Raw genomic sequence first — 18,690 nt, forward strand, 5'->3', positions numbered from 1 at the left:
CTAAAGTGGCAGGCTTCCTGCTTCACCGTGGGTTATTGCCCACTCCACAGACGTTACTTCCCCGCAGTCCACGGGTAGGGTTTTAAGGAGTTTTCCTTCTCCTTTGAGTTTCTCTACCGCTATCTTGAGTATGTTCTTTGCAGAGTTAACGTCCCTGTCTATCTCTTTTCCGCAGAGAGGACATTTGTATGTCCTTTCTGATAGGGGGATTTTCTGCCTGTGTCCGCAGAAAGAACAAACTTGTGTGGTAGGTTCGTATCTATCAACAAAGAACACGGGAATAAGAGTCGCAAGGCGTTTCAGCCTTGCAGTTATTCCTCCTATCCCCGTGTTTTGAACCTGTTTACCAAAGTATCCTTCGTGCCAGCCTTTTATTGAGTCGTTTTGAATTGCTATCAGGAAGAATTTCTTCAGGTGGCTTATGGCTTTGTTGAGGGTGTCTTTCCTCTTGTTCTGAATATATTCCCACTCTTTTTGAATTTTCAGCTTGGTTTTAAAGTAGTTCTTGCTTCCTTTTTGTTTTCTTGAGAGTGTTTTTTGTAGTTTTTTGAGTCTTTTGGTTTCTTCTACATACCAGCTTATTTTTTCTCCGTTTGATAGGGTTATCTGGTGTTTTATTCCAAGGTCTATTCCAATAGGTTGTCTGGTTTGTTTCTTTTTGATTTCTTCTAATGCTTTTTCTTTTTGCAGGTAGCAAGTGACGTAGAGGTAGTAGCCACTCGGTTTCTTTACAAGCAGTCCGTTTGCTATTTCACAGTCCTCTATTAACTGGTGGAGTCCTAAAACTCTGAACTTTTTCTTTATTCCCTGTATCTTTATTCTGTTTCTGTCTCCTGAAATTTTGTAGGTTATTCCATACTGTTTTAGGGGTATGCTTCTTATTTCGCTTTTGAATGAGAGTTTGCCTGCTTTGATTCCTTTTTCTTTTGCTTTTTTGAGGGATTTAAGGGAGTGTTTTATCCTTTCGATTATTCCCTGTCTCATTTGAGATGAGAGAGTATTGATGTCTCTCTTTTCAAAGCCTTCGGGTGTTTTGATTTTTACCTGCTTGAGCTTCCAGGAGTCTTTGGTTAGACGGTTTTCTATGTCTGCAATTATGTAGTTGTAGAGCCACTTGGCTTCAAGGAATAGTCTGTCAAGTTTTTTTCTATCTTTCTTTGATAGGTTCTGAAGTTTAAGTTGATAGACGCGGGGAATTTGACGTTTTCTCCGTTTTCTGGTTGCATTAAGAGTTTCTTTAATTTTCTCTTGCTTTAATCCGTTCATAGCTTAAAATTAATCTTTGAATCATCCTGTTTCAACGGCTTACGCTGTGCGGTTCATCTCTGCTTTGAAAAGCAGGGCTTTCTCGCAAAGGCTTTTTGTAAGGTGAAATATGTGGTACGTTCTGATAAATGTTATTTTTCCCGTTTACATTCTAATAGCTGCCGGCTTTCTATCGGGAAAATTCAAGAAAGACTTAGAGACAGACACTATAACGTTTATTGTCCTTTACTTTTTGGCACCTGCACTGGTGCTTTCTTCATTTAAAAACGTTGATCTCTCAATAGAGAATATAAAGTTCATAATCACTAACGGAACAGTAACAATCGCAGCAGTATGGATAGCAGCCGGATTTGTAAGTAAAAAGCTTTACGGAAGGCGAATTCCCGCACTCGAACTGTCGGCAGCTATAATGAACATAGGCTATTTAGGGCTTCCACTTATATACGTCCTCTTTGGCGATAAAGCTTTGGGTTACGCTATAACCTACATGGTCTTTGTAACTATCATCCACTTTACGGTAGCAATAGTGGCATTAAATCCGGAAAGTATAAAGAAAGGAGTCATCGAAACGCTAAAAATACCTCTCATATACGCAGTAATTGGTGCCTTCTTCTTGAGAAACTTTCAACTTGCGGAAGGTATTGAAAAGATGCTTAAACTTACAGGCGACTCAACAATGCCTCTTATGCTTCTTGCAATCGGAATAAAGCTTTCCCGCATAAAACCTGATAGAGTATCTCCGGCAATTACAGGCACCTTTTTAAGACTTGTTCTCGGTACACTCATCTCCTTCATTGTAGTAAAAGGTTTACAGGCACCACCACTTCTAAAAAAAACGGTGTTTATCCAGTCAAGCCTTCCATCGGCAATCCTTAACTTTGTACTGTGCGACAGATTCAATCAAGACCCGGAAATCAGCGCTTCAATAATATTTTTAAGCACACTTCTCTCTCCCCTGTGGCTTATCTTTGTAATTAAAGTGTTACTTCCGGCAATCTAAAGGAGAAATCTATGAGAGAACTTTTCGGATGGGCAGGATGCATTCTGCTACTTTTAGCCTATATCTTTCTGTATTTTAAAAAGTTTAGACTCTTCCTTTACTTTAACCTTATAGCCTCTATATCCCTAACCATATACAGCCTGCTCCTAAAAAGCATTCCCTTTGCGATAGTGAATGGATTCATAACCCTCGTCGTTGCAAAGAAAATCATAAGAGGAGAACGCTCATAAAACCTTCTCCCTGTACTCTTTGAGAAAATAATCTATCGTTTCTACCCTTATCTTTATTGCTCCAGCAGGGCGATTCTCGTCTATTTCGTGAAAGGTAAAGTAAGGAGTTCCGCTACTTTCCATTATACCTTCAATAACTCCGTAAACAGGAGCGTCAGGACCGCATCTAAAACTTGAAAAGTCAAGCACTGCGATGTTTGGATGACCTGCAGCATAAAGAGCACCCCAGACTTTTCGGTTGGTATTTTCACTGTACGATTTCTTATAAACATGAGAAATAGAGAAAGGATCCTTTTCCCTGAAAACTCTCGCAAGTATGTCTCTATCAACAGGAAGAGAATCTATTGTAAGAATTGGATAACCCCTTTTCTGAATCTCCGTGGTTATACCGTGATTTATCCCCGGATCATTATGGTAAGGCCTCCCAAGAACGAGGACGGCAATTTCACCGCTTTTCTCCACCCGCTCAAGGATTTCTCTACCATAAGCTCTCATAGTAGAAAGATATTTTTTATAAACCTCAAGTCCAATGTCAATAGCTTCCTTGTTTTCTTTTCTTGTTACACCAAAACGTTTTCCAAACGTCTCAAAAAGTTCAAACTCAAGGAAGTCCCTATCGTGGAAGTGCAGGATAGGAGAGATAAAATCAATACCTTTACGTTTAAAGACGTTTTCTTCTTTCGTAAGAACCGCATTCACAACCATTGGCGTTCCCGAAACTGTAGGACAAGCTTTAGAATCTTCACAATCCTTTAAAAAACGCATTAAAGTTAAGATTTTCGGGAAAAAGATAACATCAGGTTTTTTCCTTAAAAGGTTAATAACGTGGGCCAACGCCACTTTACTGGGGAAACAAGGGTCTATGGCACCACCAACCATATCCCTTTTCACCATACTCTCACTTGTAAAAGGCGAAAAGAGAACTTTAGCACCTAAAGACTTAAAATAACCTGTAAAGAAAGGTGCAATAGCGTAAAAGTTAAGAACTCTTGGAATACCTACAACAACACCTTTCAATCTATTTGAAATTACATCAACATCAAAATCTTGAAAAACAGTTTTGGCAGAGATCTCCGACATGTCAGGAAATCTTTCCTTAATCTCTTGCAGAAAGTTAAGCTGTCTCTTTAGAGACTGCACATCAACAGCCATTCCCTTTTCACACGGAGCAATAATGTAAAGGCTATCTCTTCCCTTTATAAAGGTTCTTAAACACCTGTTTGTACAGAAATGACATCTTGTGGTCTCATCACTTATAACCTCAAACTGCATATTTTCAACAGTTTCAAACCCGGGGAACACCGTTTCTTTTGTCTTCATAGCTTCAACAGCAGCTCCGAAAGCCCCGGCCTCACCGGTTATAGGATGGACAAAAATTTCCGCATCGGGAACCTTCTCTTTTATGAAGTCGTACTGAGCCTTAACTGCGGCGAGGTTTCTCTGTGTTCCCCCTTGCAGGAGAAAATACTTACCGAACTTTTTAAGGTTCGGTTCCTTAACAACGTACAGCCAAATATTTTTTGGAAGAACCTTTGCAAGACCTGCCATTATTTCTTGAGGTTCCCATCCAAGACGCTGAAAATCAACAATATCCTGTTCAAGAAAGACTGCACAACCAAAATTAAACTCAGGAACATACACTGCCCTAAAAGCAACGTCTGCATACTCTTCTACTCTGTAACCAAACCTTTCTGCAGTCGTTTGAAGAAAATATCCATTTCCTGCGGAACATTGAGTATTCAATTTAAAATCTTTCACCTGATTGTTGGACATAAACATCACCTTTATATCCTGCCCTCCAACATCAACAATAACATCAACCTTATCAAAGAAAGAGAGAGCCGAAATTGTGTGGGCAACCGTCTCAACAACTGCAACATCGGCACCTATTATTTCTTTTATCATATCCTTAGCATAGCCTGTAACGCCGACTCCTTTAACATCAAGAACAGCCCCTTTAGACTCAACAGACTTCTGCACCTGCTTTAAGAGATTTTTAACATCCTCAAGAGGATTTCCGCAGGAAAGAGTGTAAGCTTTTTCCACTATCTGCTTTTTATCATCTATAACAACCACTTTGGTAGATGTTGAACCACCATCAATTCCTATATAACAGGGAATTCTTTCACCTGGCACAATCTGTCTCACCGGAACAATAACTTTGCCGTACCTTTTCAAAAACTCTTCAAGCTCTTCCTCATCCTTTACTAACCCGGGTACCCCTATTTCTTTCTTCAAACCATCCCTGCCTATACTCAAGAATTCCTGTAGTTTATCGCAACCTTTATAAGGACTCTCCTCTTTTATACCAGTAAGAGCAGCCCCTATTGAGGCAAAGAATTGAGCGTTTTCCGGGACAATCACGCTGTTTTCATCAAAATCAATACCCTTCTCTTTCCAAACTCTCCCAAGATGAAACCTCCAGGCTTGACGAAGTGCCGGGAAAAATGTATGAGGCCCACCAAGGAGTAGAACTTTAGGTACAAGAGTATAACCTCTTGTAAGGACGGTAAGGTTCTGAAGAACTATTGCATCAAAAAGAGATATAAGAAGCTCTTCGGCAGGAACACCACTCTTTTGAAGACCTGTTATATCTGTCTCAGCAAAAACACCACACTTAGCAGCAACCGGATAAACCTTTGAAGAATCGTAAGACACAGAAGCTGCAACATCCGGTGATATTTTAAGTTTACTTAAAATTCTATCTATCGTTGCACCTGTTCCACCAGCACACTTATCGTTCATCGTCGTTAACTTTCTTTTTCTGCCGTTAACATCAAACCAGAAAATCATCTTTGCATCTTGACCACCAAGCTCAACGACACTTCCTACATCTGGAATAGTGCTTTCAACCGCTTGAGTTACAGCGTTTACCTCCTGGATAAATTGAACTCCAAGAACTTTGGAAAAAGATGTAGCACCACTTCCCGTCATAAAGAGGTTAAACTCTCTGCCAGCAATCGCTTCAATATCTTTTAAGAACTTTAAAAGCTTTTCACCCTGCCTCGCCTCGTGCCTCTCGTAACGTTTATAGATAACATTTCCTATTTCATCAAGCAAAACACATTTTATGGTAGTTGAACCTATATCTATTCCCGCACTTTTCATTCTGTCTTCCCTGAACCCAAAAGTATATAGAAGAAAATTAAGAACATTGTTGAATACTGGCAATAAACGGCTATCTTTATTCTATAACTATTATAGACAGAGGAAAACATGGAACTTTTATCACCGGCTGGAACTTTAGAAAAACTAAAAGTTGCCGTAGATTTTGGCGCTGATGCGGTATATGCAGGCGTAAAACAGTTCAGCTTAAGAGAGAGAGCAGGAAATTTCACGATAGAAGAACTATATGAAGGAATTAGATACGCCCACTCAAAAGATAAAAAAGTCTATATAACGCTCAACGCATTTTTACGAAACAACGAATTAGAAACCTTTAAAAAAACTGTTGACGCTGTGGCTAAACTTAACCCAGATGGATTTATTGTGGCAGATATCGGTGCACTTTCCATAATAAGAAGCAGAACAGACATTCCTATCCATATCAGCACACAGGCAAATGTAACAAATATAGAAACAGTAAAAGCATACCGGAAGCTTGGTGCCAGCAGAATAGTTCTCGCCCGAGAGCTATCACTCAAGGAAATAGAAGAAATTAAAAAAGCTGTACCGGAAATGGAAATAGAAGTATTTATCCACGGCGCAATGTGTATGGCATACTCAGGAAGATGTCTGCTTTCAAGTTATCTGACAGGAAGGGATCCCAACCGGGGAAGCTGCGTCCAGAGTTGCAGGTGGAAATATTATGTCGTTGAAGAAAATAGAGAAGGCGAACTATACCAAATTGAGGAAGACAGGCACGGCACGTACATTTTCAACTCTAAAGACCTGTGTGCACTTCCACTCCTTGACAAACTTTACGAAATAGGTGTTGACTCTGTAAAAATTGAAGGAAGGGTAAAAAGCGCATACTACATTGCTGTTACAACAGCAGTATATAGAAGGGCTATTGACCTTATAAAAAATGATCCATCAACATTTAAAAAAGAGATTCCTAAACTGCTAAAAGAATTAGATAAAGTGAGTCACAGACCTTATACAACGGGATTTTTGGGTCAGGAGAAAGAGCTCCAACACTACCCCACAAGTTCTTACATAAGAAAGTATAAGTTTTTAGCGCTCTTTAAAAATGGCATATGGGAAGTTAGAAACCAATTTAAAGAGGGTGATGAGGTCGAAATTTTTTACAGCAGTGGAAAATCTGTAAATGTGCGCATAGAAAAGATTAAAAAACTAAAAGGAAACCAAGAAATAACTATAGATACCGCTCATCCTAACTTCAAGATAAAGATAGATTTTAATATTAAAATACCTCTCGAAAATCTTATGCTGCTAAGAAAAAAAACAGAATAAATTTAAATTACTTAATAAGATTCCCAATATTGAATATTGGTAGATACATCGCAATAATAATAAAGCCAATTACTCCGCCTATAAATACCATCATAAGAGGTTCTATGAGAGACGTTAAACCATCAACCATCGTATCTACTTCTTCCTCATAAAAGTCAGCTACTTTGCCAAGCATTTCGTCAAGGTTACCTGCATCTTCACCGATAGCCACCATGTTTATAAGCATCGGTGGAAAGATCTTGCTACGGGAAAGAGCCACAGCAAGACTTATACCCCTTTCCACCTGATCTTTCACTTTTTTTATTTCCTCCTGGATAATCTTGTTGTTAGATGTTTCCGCAGCAATATCCAGAGCTTTAAGAATATTTATACCACTTGAAACCATCGAAGAAAGCGTCCTGGCAAAGTTAGCAATTGAACTTTTTAAAATAAGCTTACCAAAAATTGGTATTTTCAACATAAACATATCAAAATAATATCTAACTTTATCTATCTTTAAAAGTTGCTTAAAAGCAATTATAAAGATAACTAACAGTCCAATCATCCAACCTATATAATCCCTCAAAAAATTACTAATATTTATAACGATTTGCGTTAAAGTTGGAAGCTGACCACCAAGGTCTTTATATATGTTTGCAAAAGTAGGAATAACAAAAATCAAAATACCGGAAACAATTATTGTAGCTATAATTAAAACAAACGTAGGATAGAACATCGCGCTTTTCACTTTAGAACGAAGATGCTCTATTTTTTCAAGATATTCTGCGAGCCTTTTTAAAGTTGTATCCAGAGTACCCGCCTCTTCTGCCGCCTTTATCATACTTATGTAAAGATCACCAAAGACATCTTTATGCTTTGCAAGAGCTGCAGAAAATCTACCTCCTTCCTCCACCTGTTTTGCAACATCTTTTATAATCTCTCTCAACCTTCTATTAGAAACTTGCTGTTCAAGCGCTCTTAAAGCACTGACAAGTGGAATACCAGCATTTATCATAGAGTAAAGCTGGCGTGTGAACAATACTATATCTTTCAGCTTAACTCTATCCATAAAAGATAGATTAATTTCCATATTTAGACCAGAAGATTTTTCTTCCTTGACAGACTCTATATAAACTATTCCTTTGTTTCTTATAAGATTTTTAGCCATATCAATATTATCAGCGGTAACTTTACCTCTCTTAACCTTCCCAAAAATTGTCTTACCTTTATAACTGTAAACAGGCATATCTCACCTATCCCGAATAAGTTTTTATCAATGCTTCAAGTTCTTTAACATCAGGGGAAACTGTTTTTGCTGTTTCAAGAGTAATCTCTCCTGAAAGGTACAATTTAGCCAAACTTTGATTCATCGTTACCATCCCTGTCTCTGCTTGGCCAGTCTGCATTAACGAATAGATTTGATGAAGTTTGTTTTCTCTTATAAGATTTCTGATAGCCGCCGTCGGTATAAAGACTTCCGCCGCAGCAACTCTACCTTTTCCATCTTTTCTCTTAAGGAGTTTTTGAGCCACTATACCCTGGAGAGAAAACGAAAGCTGAGTCCTTATCTGAGACTGCTTATCTGCTGGAAAAACATCAACTATACGGTTTATCGTCTCTATCGCGGAATTGGTATGCAAAGTACCAAAAACAAGGTGTCCGGTTTCCGCAGCAGTTAGAGCAGCTGCAATAGTTTCTGTATCCCTCATCTCACCTACAAGGATGACATCCGGATCTTCACGAAGTGCTGATCTAAGTGCATTGGCAAAACTCTTCGTATCACTTCCGAGTTCTCTCTGATTCACAAGAGACATCTTATGCTCATAAACAAATTCAATAGGATCCTCAATCGTAATTATGTGATAGGGATAAGTTTCATTAATGATATTAATAAGAGAAGCAAGCGTTGTAGATTTACCGGAACCGGTGGGACCTGTAACGAGCACCAATCCTTGATCAAGATGTGCAAAACTTTTTACAACCTCTGGTAAACCAAGTTTCTCAAATTCAGGAATTTCAAAAGGAATTAAGCGAAATACTCCAGCCAATGCAGAGCGTTGATAAAAGGCATTTCCTCTAAATCGTGCCAGATTTTCTATTCCAAAAGAAAAATCAAGCTCTAACTCCTCTTCAAGACGCTTCTTCTGCATATCGGTAAGAACACTGTATATCAACTTTTTTGTGTCATTAGGTAAAAGGATTTCATACTCTTCCATTGGAATAAGGTCACCACTAACTCTCACTCTTGGCGGACTTCCGGGCGAAAGATGAAGATCCGACCCACCTCTCTCAACAAGCTCCCTAAGAAAATCAACTATTGAAGCCATTATTCTTCCTCGCTTCTTCTAATAACAAAAATTTTTCAATTTGTTAAACTCAATTATAACACACTCAACATGGCAGCTAATAACGAAAATTAAAAAACAGAATTAAAAACCTTTACAACAACTTCTACAGCAACTGCCAGTAAAAATAAGGCAAACCACTTCCTAAGCTTATCTGGATGTACTCTATGCATAATCTTTACACCAAAGCGGGTTCCGACATAAAGGCCTGGAATCATAAAAAGAAGTGCAGGAACGTAGATATAACCAATAAAAAAAGGATTACTAACGCGATGCCATCCATAGTAAATATAATTGAGAGACGAAAAGAGGGCATTAAAGAAAACAACACCTGTGGAAGTCGCCATAGCATTTTTTATAGGTATATCTCCAAACGAATAAAGCATCGGAGTAACAACAGCCCCACCTCCCACGCCAAGAAGCCCTGCAAGAAACCCAGAAGCAATACCCGTTAAAAATACCGTCCTATAATTTACTTTTTCCTTTTTTTTCTTGCTATCTGAACCCTTCAAAAGCTTGATAGACATAAAAATAAGAAAGATGGCAAAAAGCACCTTTGTCATCTGAGGTGACAGAAACTTAGCCGTTAACGCACTTCCCAAAAATACACCCGGTAATGCCCCAGAAACAAGAAAAAGGAAAAGTTTTCCCTTTAAAAAGCCTTTTCTTATATGCTGCCAGGCAGATGTTCCAGAAGTTACTGTCATACAGGCGAGAGAAGTTGCAACGGCAGATTTAGGAACTATACTTTCAGAAATACCCAAGAACGGGAAGACAACCCAAAATGTAGGTATAAATAACATTCCCCCACCCTTTCCTAAAAGACCCGAAAGAAAACCAATTAAAAAACCTGCAACAGACAGTACAATTCCAGCCTCTACAATATGTGAAAGCATCTACTGTTTCTCCTTACATTTATTCCAAAAATGTTTATTCATAGAAAAAGCTTTCCTTATATTTACAGGTAGCTTATCAAAATTATATCCCATTTTATATCCAAGATACTTTGCAAAATTCCTAAAAAAAAAGTTGGGTAAAAGATGAAAAGCTCCATTATCTAAAAGAAATTTCAGTTCTGACTTAACATATCTAATACCCTCTTTTTCCGGTTTTCCAAATGTTTCCAACATCCAAAATTGCGTTTTATGAAATACACCAACATCAAAATATCTTCTAAATTCCTGAATTACAGAATAAGAATGTGAGTGATAAACCTTTGCCTCCGCAACATATTTGATTTTGTACCCCTTCATCAGTAAACGAGCCGCAACAACAGAATCTTCTCCAAATATAATATTTTCTGGAAACCATCCTATAGATTCAAGGCATTCCCTCCTATAGGCAGCAAAAGAATTTGAAAGAAAAGCCACTTTAAATCCCATGGTTTTACTGTCTTCAATATTTTTTTCAAAAGATTTTTCAGGATAGTTAAATAACCTCAAATGCTTCCCAAATAAATCGGTATTTTCATAAGGAATCTGTCTCCCATAAGTAGCGGCTATCTTTTTATCTTCACGAAAAGGCAGCGTTAAAAATTCAATCGCTTTTTCATCAACAGGAATAGCATCTTGTGTAAAGTAAATCAGAATCTTTCCTTTAGCTTTTTTCCCTGCTAATGTTCGCGTGCTTCCGTGGTCAAATTCTTCTTTCGGAATAGATATAACATGTACCCCCTTTGAAACAGCAATATTTACTGTCCTATCCAAAGACGAAGAATCTACAACAATAATCTCATCTGGTTTTATAGTTTGATTACCAAGAGCATCAAGAAGCCTTCCTATGTATTTTTCTGCATTATATGTTGGAATTATTACAGATATCATAGAGATCCTCTCTTACATATCTTAAATACCACAAAAACCCAAGGTTTCTCAGAAAATTCTGCTTGAAAAGTTTAAAACGAAAAATGGTAAGCAACTTACCAATGTAAGATACATAAGGAATTTGTACATAAGCTCTAAGCATGTCTCTTTGTTCCGGTTTCAAACAGTCCTCATAAGTTGATAAAAAATTCTGAGCCTGCAAAATTGTTTTAGTAATAGATTTAACTAAGTCATCCTTTCGTGTACATTTCTTAACAGCATATTTTACATCAACATTTTTAGCACCCGTATCATTTTTTCCATGCTGCCGATACAACACTGTTGGTTTTGAAATAAAATCCACCACTCCAAACGCGGACGCAACAAGGGCAAGCCACCAATCGTGCATAATAGCTTTTCCACCTATAGGATAGGCCTTTTTTAACAAAGCCCTATTAACAGCACATGCACATCCAGTTACATTATTTTGAACAAGTAGATAATTAAGTGTTTTACATTCCGGATTAAGCTTCTGATAACGCCACATAGAATCGCTTATCACATCTAAATTAGAATCCACCACCCTCAAATCAGAATGCAAAAGAATCGGCAAATCTTCACGTAAATTCTCAATTTGTTTAAATTTTTGAAGAAAAATCTCTATTTTATTCTCAATCCAGATATCATCTTGATCACAAAAAAAGAAATATTCAAAATCCTTTTCTAAAGCGATACCAATAAGATGACTAAAATTGTCTTTAGCATTACCCAATTTTAATCCATCATTAATAAAAATAACCTTTTCAGGATATTTAATGCTGTACTCTTCCAAAATATCAACTGTTCCATCTTCCGACCCATCGTCATGAACCAAAAGAACCCAATTTTTGTAAGTTTGAGTCAAAATGGAATTAAGCTGCTGAGCCAGAAACTGCTCACCATTATAAGTAGCCATTAAAATTGCCACTGTCCTTTCTTCCACATTCACCTCAACACAGGTTATGATAACCCAACTTTCTAACTAATGGTTTCCCCTTCAGGTTTCTATAAAATTCTACAAGACGCTCATTCGATAAAAAAGCATAACTTCTTGAAGCATTTACAAGAGAAGTCGCTTTCTTTATTCTATCCCCATCTATGGAAACATTAAGCCAGTTCAAAACACTTTCAATGGTTGGAATAGGATTTTCCAAAAATTCCTCGTACTTTAGATGCAAGATTCCTTTGCCTGAGCGTTTTTCAAAATCATATATCGATTTTAAATATTCCTCCCATAACTTAACACCTTCTTCAAGAAACTGCAAACGAACTGAATCAACAAAATTCAATTTACCTATAGCAAATATAGCTTTTATAGTCTGTTTGTAATTCCACCTAAAATTATTTTTATTCTTCAATACTCTCCTTCTCAAACTTTCAGCTACATCTACAGGATTACGATATATATGAATTATTTTTGCTTGAGGGAAAATCTCTGACCATATATTTAAAGTAATACTATTCCTTGGATCTTTCCATCCCCAGAGAAAAGGAAGATTGTCTAATTTTCTATACTTTAGAAACCTGCGAACACCAAGAAATTTCAATATTTTAAAACTGGAAATATTAACTTTAACTGCTTTTACTAAAATTTCTTTGAATGTATCATCTATGAATCTAAAATTGTATGGATTATCCCATGTAGCATTTGCTTGAGCCAACAACCAGTCATTGAGTTCAAGAAAAAAGAAAGGTTCATTATTTGGATCTCGACTCGCTCCCATAAAAATTCCACATTTTTGAAGAACTCTTGAAAGTAAAGATGTCCCCGAACGATGCATCCCAACAATAATAACTGGCGGACATTTCATTTGACAGCTCCACTAAATTATATTTATGGTATAAAAACCATAATATTTCTTAACAAGGAAAAGCGGTACAATATTGATAAAGGCAAGGCTTATCGCACTGGCAATGGCAGCTCCGTTTATCCCGTAATGAGGAATTAAACAAGCATTAAGAACAACATTTATAAAAGCACCACCAAATATAATATTTTGCATAGTTCTCTCTTTCCCTGTCATCATCAAAATGTAGCCAACACTTCCAACAATTGCATTAACAAATTGCCCCAAAGAAAGAATAACAAGTGCAGAAGAAGCAACAATAAAATCTTTACCAAAAATTAACAATATTTGCTTGGAGAAAAAAACAAAAACAACCAATATCGGGAGTGACGTCCAAAAGATTAGTCGAGCAGACTGTCTTGCAACTCTCGCAAGACCCTTCAAATCTTTACGCCCCCAAAACTCTGCAAACTTCGGAGCAGCAATTGAATTTATAGAAAAAAGAACAATACTAATTACCGTAGAAAGTTTCAGAACTACATTATATATTCCTACATCTCTGGTGGTTTTAAAAATTCCTATCATAAAAGTATCCGTCCATCCCATAATGAAAACCAATACGCTCGAAAAAAGAAGAGGTAGAGAAACCGATAAGATATATTTATAAGAAATCTGATTTGATGCTGGTTTAACATAGAGCGAAAATGTTTTCAAATACTTTCTCCACAAAAAAAGTGCTAAGAAAGTAAAAACAACAACAGATATACCATAAGATAAAATTGGAATCAAATAAGGATGCTTTGTTTTCAAAAACATCAAAGAGAAAACTAAAATAAGAGAGGCCAGACCGAAAACTCCAAGCTGTTGAAGTAACATATAAATAGTTATTTTTTTCAATCCCCTAATAGCCTCTCTTGTAATCCATAAAACTACAAAAGGAATAACAAAGGCGGAGACCAATTTCAAAGGTACAATCAAAGTAAAATCATGGAATACTTCGACTGCTATATATTTAGCAAACAAAAACAAAATAAAAGATAATGCACTTGATACACTCAAAGTCAACAACAAAATCTTTCTAAAAACCTGAGGTATTAAATATTTATTTTCTGAAACCATAAACTCAGAAGTAAATCTCAAAAGTGCTATGTCTGTTCCCAAACGACCAAACATTCCCGATATTTGAAGAAACATAAGACATATAGAGAAAACACCCCATGCTTCAGCACCGTAATGGCGAGTAACAATAACTGTAAAAGAATAACCAACAATTATGCCAGCAACTTTCAGGAAAAAAGCAATCCCTGAATTTTTCAAAAGTTCCCTTAAATCCTGATCTTCAGAAAATCTATGCTTTAAATTAACAATTCTATCGATAATCATTTAGACACCAGTCTGTATGCCACCATAACCGGAAAATCATCATAAACAAGCTTAAAATACCTACTATCATAATGCCTAAGAATAAACATCTGATTAAACATAGAATAAAAAGGTTGCTGTCCCATTATGAATCCCAATAATCTTCCCTGAACATTTACAAGGTCAAGATAAAACCGGCCGGCAGGATTAAAAGTTAATTCTTTATACTTACCATTAACATTCAAAGCTATTTTATTTAGCATAACAGCACCTTTCGCCCGAACAACACCTGTTCTTAAATTTATGCGAATGCCGCCACAAGCAACATTTTCCTTATCCACAGCAACACAAACACCCAAAGGTGTAATGCTGTTTTTCACACCTTTTTTGAGCTCAAAATTCCACGTACCAAAATAGTTAATCCAGGCAAATTTACCTATTTCATCTTCTGTAAAAATCCAGTAAACAGGATGTTTTAATCTACCACTGAATCTTCCACTTAAAATTTCCGCCTTTATTTCTTCTGGTTTTTTACCCTCTTTAAGCCACTTATTAACATAAGTTATGCCCACATTTGAAATACCGGCTATCGTATTATAAGCCTCCTTTGATGAAGGAGTTGAAAACGTCGTTGCCACAAAGTATGTTTTTGGTGAAAGCTGAGACTGACCATCATGATAAACTGCACGGCGAGAAAGGTACTGAATGGCAGTCCCATAATCCCACCATGTCCATATCCAGGAATCTTCAGGTGTAATCTCTTTTAATTTTAAAAAAGCTTCTTCAAGTGCAGGAGTTATCTTAGGAACAGCTACAAACTTCACTGCCTCAGACTGAACGGAAAAAGCCAAAACAGATATAACAACTGCTAAACCCAAAAGTACTATTTCTTTAAGTCTACTCCAACTATTATTTAATAAGGAATTATTATCACGAACATATTCGTTAAAGTAATCAAACAGAAAATCAAAGAAGTAACCAAAACCAATACCTATAAAGGGTGCAAGATACATAACAAATCGATTACCACTTTTAAAAGACATTAATCCAAGAAGAAAAGTGGGAATAAGAAAAAGCATTTCCCGCCATTTTCTAAAGAACAATACGAAAACAAATAATAATCCAACAAAGAACACAATACTATTTCCTGTACTCGTAGCAATTATTGTCCTTAATGGAGCTCTCTGAGCTTCACTGATAGATTGCATAACGTTTGGGAATCCACTCTGAACAGCAGATTTGCCAAAATTAAGAATATAAGTATTTACCCTATCGGCAAGAATCATAATACCTTTATAAATTATTAAAGGATTGGCCGCTAAAAATAAAAAACCAAAAAGTTTAACATCATCTTTTGAAAATTGCCTCTTTAGCACAATAAAACCCACTATAAATACTATAAACATAATAAGTACAAGATCTGGATGGGCATACCACCAGTAGAATAATTGACAAGATACTCCGGCCAAAATTGCAAAAAGATACTTTTTCCATCCTTCAGTATGGAGAATTTTATGGAAAAAATAGGCTATCAAAAAGGGGAAAAAGAGATTCAGAGAATCGGTATCAAACCTTGCAACTGTTGTCCTCGCCAAGTACATAAGAGAAATAACGCCAAAAACCGCACCTGAAAAACCCGCAAGAGGCGCACCTATCTCATCCATATATATAACAAGAGGAATCACAAATAAAACGGCAAGAATGGGCGTAAGATAAAAAGCTACATTTTCTATGTGAGTATGGAAAAGTTTTGCAAAAACGGCTCCCATAAAACTCTCAAGAGGTATCGGCTCAGGATAAACTGCTTTATAAGCTTTCAATTTTTTTATCTCTGAATCTGAAAGCTTCGAAACTATATAGTTATCAGGGACAAACCTGAGAGGATCTACTTTCCCCGCTTTATACTTACCCTCAAGATAATCTTCACTCCATCTTGCAAAATAGAAAGCATCATAACTTGTAAACAGGGGACGATCTTTATAATAAAAGCTCGATTTTCTTGCTTGCCATACAGAAAGATCATCAAAGCGAACATACAAACCAACTACTATTGGAATAAGGAGAAACAACAGCAGTCTTACAAATCTTAAATTTCTCATCTTTTCCACCACAATCTCCGGACAAAATGGTATAAAAAGCATGCTAATTATATCAAAGCGCAAACGGTATTGACATTTCTTTTAATGCCTTTAAAATATCCTTACGCAGGCTCGGAGCATGGCGCAGCCTGGTAGCGCGCTTGGTTCGGGACCAAGAGGTCGGGGGTTCAAATCCCCCTGCTCCGACCACTCAAAATATCTTCAACAAGTAAATCTACCTGCGTCTTTAACTCAAGAAATGTTCCTGTGTTACACACAAGAAAATCGGCAAACTTTAACTTTTCATTATACGGAAGTTGTAATCTATCTCTTCTAATAACATCCCTGAGGGTAAATCTCTTAGATGCTCTCAAGTACCTCTGACCACGATAGGCAAAAACAACAACAACTTTATCAACAACTTTATACCATCCAGACTCAATTAAAACAGCTGCCTCAACAAAGATAGGCTCTTTACTTTTAGCTGAAGATATAATCTTTTGTTTCACCATAGGGTGCGTGATAGATGTAAGTTTTTTTAGAGCTTCTTTGTCAGAAAACACTATATCTGCCAACTTTCTTTTATCGATTTCTCCATCCTCAGCAAGAATCTCCTTTCCGAAAACGGAAACGACAGGTTCATAGGCAAGCTCTCCTTTTCTTAAAACTTCCTTCGCTAAATCATCAGCATTCAAAACTTTAAAACCCTTAACCCTCAAAAATTGAGAGAAAGTACTTTTCCCTGCTCCTATATTCCCTGTTATTCCTATAATCACGATTCACTTTCCCTCTTCATCATAAAACTATCAAAAACCGGTAGTATCATCGCAACAACTGGAACGGCAACAATTATTCCGAGGAAATTCCCATAAGTTGCTCCAAAAAAGATTGCAAAAAATATTAAAAGCGGATTAATCCCCGTAGTTCTGCTCATAACCATGGGATAGATAACATTCTCAAGAGCAGCTTCTGAAAGAAAAACAATAATAACCGCAACTATATGGAAAAGGTCACCATTGTCAAAAACAGCTAATAAAATTGAAGGAACAAAACCAGTGAAAAAACCAACGTAAGGAATCATATTCATAATCCCCGCAACAACAGCTATAAGGAAACTATACCTGATACCCACAGCGGTTAATGTAATAGAAAAATAGACAGCCACTAAAAATGCCATTAAAAGTTGTCCTCTAATATAGCCAGACAAAGAGTCATTGACCCTATCCAGCAAAACAGCTGTTTCAGTTCTGTAAGTACGAGGAATTAATTTTAGATATAAATCCCGCAAATTTTCCCAATCAACCAGGATATAATAAGAAAGTAAAGGAATAACAACGATATTTATAAGCACTGAAGCAATTGAAAAAACACCGGAAAATATCTTTTGAACCAATGCAGCTACAGTTAAAGAATTATTAACAGAAAATTTTTGATACAACAAAGAAAAAACAGACTTGGCATTTTCCGGATTAAAGCTACCGGCAAAAAGTCTTTTTCCTATATATTTTGACAGATAAAAATCTATTTTAGAAGTTAAAACGGGAAGATAATCAATAAATCCTTCAATTTGCTTTATAAGAGCTGGCAAGATAACAAGCATCAAACCCAAAATTGCCAATAATATTAAAACCACGGTTAGTACTGCTGCAATCTGACGTTTTTTAAAAATTTTTAAAAAAAACTCGAAAATAGGAAAAGTTATATAAGCACTCGCCACGGCTGCAAAAAATGGAAAAACAACTGGCTTCATCATAAAAAGTACAATAATAAAAAGTGTTATAGTAAGCGTAACAACCATCTCCGGAAAGTATCTCTCCACAACTGAATTATTCACTTCCCAACTCCCTTATCCCTATTATCACATAACTTATACCAGATATAACAGTCATACCACCGGTAAAGGAATACAAGAATTTCAAGAATATATCAAGATAAAAATTATTGAAATTCAAGCGAAGTAAAGTGAAAAATATTGTTAAAAATTGTGAAAAAGCGGTAAATTTACCAATTAAAATGGGCTTAATTCTATCAACTTTATTAAAAACTGTAAGCAACCAGCCACCAACTATTATCAAAATATCTCTTGAAATAACCAGTATAGTCAACCATGGAGGAATAATCTTGTGTATATAACTCAAAACCACAAATGCAGAATCAATAAGAGCTTTATCCGCAAGTGGATCCATTATTATTCCAACTATGGTAATTTGCTGTAAACGTCGCGCCAAAAAGCCATCAAAAGCGTCACTTAAAGCTGCTATAATGAATAGAATTAAGGCAACTTTAAAGTTACTATAATGAACAGCCATTATAAAAAGAGGAACAATAAGAGCCCTAACAACTGTTATGAGATTTGGTATATTTACCATTAGTATCAACTCCAAAA

16 protein-coding genes and 1 tRNA gene are annotated in these 18,690 nt (G+C 36.5%); 4 read left to right on the top strand and 13 right to left on the bottom strand.

Annotated elements, in window-relative coordinates; translation table 11 throughout:
* Nucleotides 1–1,266, bottom strand: a complete 1,266-nt coding sequence (locus H153_RS0104160) for an RNA-guided endonuclease TnpB family protein (protein ID WP_022846892.1) — start codon at nt 1,264–1,266, stop codon at nt 1–3.
* 109 nt (nt 1,267–1,375) lie between these two features.
* Here H153_RS0104160 and H153_RS0104165 point away from each other — a divergent pair, with 109 nt between their 5' ends.
* Nucleotides 1,376–2,266, top strand: coding sequence for an AEC family transporter (locus H153_RS0104165; protein WP_022846893.1), 891 nt, complete (start codon nt 1,376–1,378; stop codon nt 2,264–2,266).
* 11 nt (nt 2,267–2,277) lie between these two features.
* Entirely contained in the window at nt 2,278–2,496 is a 219-nt protein-coding gene (locus H153_RS0104170) for a hypothetical protein (protein ID WP_022846894.1), read from the top strand.
* On the opposite strand, the gene H153_RS0104175 is transcribed toward H153_RS0104170, so the two are convergent.
* Nucleotides 2,491–5,604: a BadF/BadG/BcrA/BcrD ATPase family protein gene (locus tag H153_RS0104175; RefSeq protein WP_022846895.1), complete on the bottom strand. Its 3,114-nt coding sequence runs from the start codon at nt 5,602–5,604 to the stop codon at nt 2,491–2,493. The genes H153_RS0104170 and H153_RS0104175 overlap by 6 nt on opposite strands.
* Before the next feature lie 108 nt (nt 5,605–5,712).
* Between H153_RS0104175 and H153_RS0104180 the strand changes: the two genes are divergently transcribed.
* On the top strand, nt 5,713–6,912 hold the full coding sequence (locus H153_RS0104180) for a U32 family peptidase (RefSeq protein WP_022846896.1): 1,200 nt from the start codon (nt 5,713–5,715) through the stop codon (nt 6,910–6,912).
* Between the two features lie 7 nt (nt 6,913–6,919).
* Here the strand turns inward: H153_RS0104180 and H153_RS0104185 are convergent, their stop codons facing one another.
* From H153_RS0104185 to H153_RS0104220, 8 genes are all read right to left on the bottom strand, one after another.
* The gene (locus H153_RS0104185; RefSeq protein WP_022846897.1) at nt 6,920–8,137 is read right to left on the bottom strand and encodes a type II secretion system F family protein; all 1,218 of its coding nucleotides are present in this window, start codon (nt 8,135–8,137) and stop codon (nt 6,920–6,922) included.
* A 7-nt stretch (nt 8,138–8,144) separates the two neighbouring features.
* Nucleotides 8,145–9,218: a type IV pilus twitching motility protein PilT gene (locus H153_RS0104190; protein WP_022846898.1), complete on the bottom strand. Its 1,074-nt coding sequence runs from the start codon at nt 9,216–9,218 to the stop codon at nt 8,145–8,147.
* Between the two features lie 89 nt (nt 9,219–9,307).
* A complete protein-coding gene (locus tag H153_RS0104195; protein ID WP_022846899.1) occupies nt 9,308–10,132 on the bottom strand; it encodes a sulfite exporter TauE/SafE family protein in 825 nt (274 codons plus the stop codon).
* Entirely contained in the window at nt 10,133–11,059 is a 927-nt protein-coding gene (locus H153_RS0104200; protein WP_022846900.1) for a glycosyltransferase family 2 protein, read from the bottom strand.
* Nucleotides 11,031–12,020, bottom strand: a complete 990-nt coding sequence (locus H153_RS0104205; RefSeq protein WP_022846901.1) for a glycosyltransferase family 2 protein — start codon at nt 12,018–12,020, stop codon at nt 11,031–11,033. The genes H153_RS0104200 and H153_RS0104205 overlap by 29 nt, the downstream gene beginning before the upstream one ends.
* Nucleotides 12,021–12,027: 7 nt before the next feature.
* A complete protein-coding gene (locus H153_RS09270; RefSeq protein WP_022846902.1) occupies nt 12,028–12,888 on the bottom strand; it encodes a sulfotransferase in 861 nt (286 codons plus the stop codon).
* Nucleotides 12,889–12,900: 12 nt separating this feature from the next.
* The gene (locus H153_RS0104215) at nt 12,901–14,247 is read right to left on the bottom strand and encodes a flippase (RefSeq protein ID WP_022846903.1); all 1,347 of its coding nucleotides are present in this window, start codon (nt 14,245–14,247) and stop codon (nt 12,901–12,903) included.
* Complete coding sequence (locus H153_RS0104220; RefSeq protein ID WP_231378261.1) at nt 14,244–16,325, bottom strand: dolichyl-diphosphooligosaccharide--protein glycosyltransferase subunit STT3; 2,082 nt, start codon at nt 16,323–16,325, stop codon at nt 14,244–14,246. The genes H153_RS0104215 and H153_RS0104220 overlap by 4 nt, the downstream gene beginning before the upstream one ends.
* 112 nt (nt 16,326–16,437) lie before the next feature.
* Between H153_RS0104220 and H153_RS0104225 the strand changes: the two genes are divergently transcribed.
* Nucleotides 16,438–16,514, top strand: a tRNA-Pro gene (locus tag H153_RS0104225).
* Here H153_RS0104225 and coaE read toward each other — a convergent pair.
* The 3 genes from coaE to H153_RS0104240 are packed head-to-tail and all read right to left on the bottom strand — an operon-like array spanning nt 16,493 to nt 18,673.
* Nucleotides 16,493–17,080, bottom strand: a complete 588-nt coding sequence (gene coaE, locus H153_RS09905) for a dephospho-CoA kinase (protein WP_052168210.1) — start codon at nt 17,078–17,080, stop codon at nt 16,493–16,495. The two genes, H153_RS0104225 and coaE, sit on opposite strands and share 22 nt — an antisense overlap.
* The gene (locus H153_RS0104235) at nt 17,077–18,102 is read right to left on the bottom strand and encodes an AI-2E family transporter (protein ID WP_155883415.1); all 1,026 of its coding nucleotides are present in this window, start codon (nt 18,100–18,102) and stop codon (nt 17,077–17,079) included. Before H153_RS0104235 ends, coaE begins: the two co-directional genes overlap by 4 nt.
* 28 nt (nt 18,103–18,130) lie before the next feature.
* Nucleotides 18,131–18,673, bottom strand: coding sequence for a CDP-alcohol phosphatidyltransferase family protein (locus H153_RS0104240; protein ID WP_022846906.1), 543 nt, complete (start codon nt 18,671–18,673; stop codon nt 18,131–18,133).
* Between the last annotated feature and the right edge of the window lie 17 nt (nt 18,674–18,690).

The organism is Desulfurobacterium sp. TC5-1 (genome assembly GCF_000421485.1).
Taxonomy (GTDB): domain Bacteria; phylum Aquificota; class Aquificia; order Desulfurobacteriales; family Desulfurobacteriaceae; genus Desulfurobacterium_A.

What these genes read in the sequence shown, in the direction of transcription:
- H153_RS0104220 (WP_231378261.1), bottom strand. Translation starts at nt 16,325, where the DNA reads ATGAGAAATTTAAGATTTGTAAGACTGCTGTTGTTTCTCCTTATTCCA.
- H153_RS0104215 (WP_022846903.1), bottom strand. Translation starts at nt 14,247, where the DNA reads ATGATTATCGATAGAATTGTTAATTTAAAGCATAGATTTTCTGAAGAT.
- H153_RS0104160 (WP_022846892.1), bottom strand. Translation starts at nt 1,266, where the DNA reads ATGAACGGATTAAAGCAAGAGAAAATTAAAGAAACTCTTAATGCAACC.
- H153_RS09270 (WP_022846902.1), bottom strand. Translation starts at nt 12,888, where the DNA reads ATGAAATGTCCGCCAGTTATTATTGTTGGGATGCATCGTTCGGGGACA.
- H153_RS0104180 (WP_022846896.1), top strand. Translation starts at nt 5,713, where the DNA reads ATGGAACTTTTATCACCGGCTGGAACTTTAGAAAAACTAAAAGTTGCC.
- H153_RS0104170 (WP_022846894.1), top strand. Translation starts at nt 2,278, where the DNA reads ATGAGAGAACTTTTCGGATGGGCAGGATGCATTCTGCTACTTTTAGCC.
- H153_RS0104235 (WP_155883415.1), bottom strand. Translation starts at nt 18,102, where the DNA reads ATGGTTGTTACGCTTACTATAACACTTTTTATTATTGTACTTTTTATG.
- H153_RS0104185 (WP_022846897.1), bottom strand. Translation starts at nt 8,137, where the DNA reads ATGCCTGTTTACAGTTATAAAGGTAAGACAATTTTTGGGAAGGTTAAG.
- H153_RS0104240 (WP_022846906.1), bottom strand. Translation starts at nt 18,673, where the DNA reads ATGGTAAATATACCAAATCTCATAACAGTTGTTAGGGCTCTTATTGTT.
- H153_RS0104165 (WP_022846893.1), top strand. Translation starts at nt 1,376, where the DNA reads ATGTGGTACGTTCTGATAAATGTTATTTTTCCCGTTTACATTCTAATA.
- H153_RS0104200 (WP_022846900.1), bottom strand. Translation starts at nt 11,059, where the DNA reads ATGATATCTGTAATAATTCCAACATATAATGCAGAAAAATACATAGGA.
- H153_RS0104195 (WP_022846899.1), bottom strand. Translation starts at nt 10,132, where the DNA reads ATGCTTTCACATATTGTAGAGGCTGGAATTGTACTGTCTGTTGCAGGT.
- H153_RS0104175 (WP_022846895.1), bottom strand. Translation starts at nt 5,604, where the DNA reads ATGAAAAGTGCGGGAATAGATATAGGTTCAACTACCATAAAATGTGTT.
- H153_RS0104190 (WP_022846898.1), bottom strand. Translation starts at nt 9,218, where the DNA reads ATGGCTTCAATAGTTGATTTTCTTAGGGAGCTTGTTGAGAGAGGTGGG.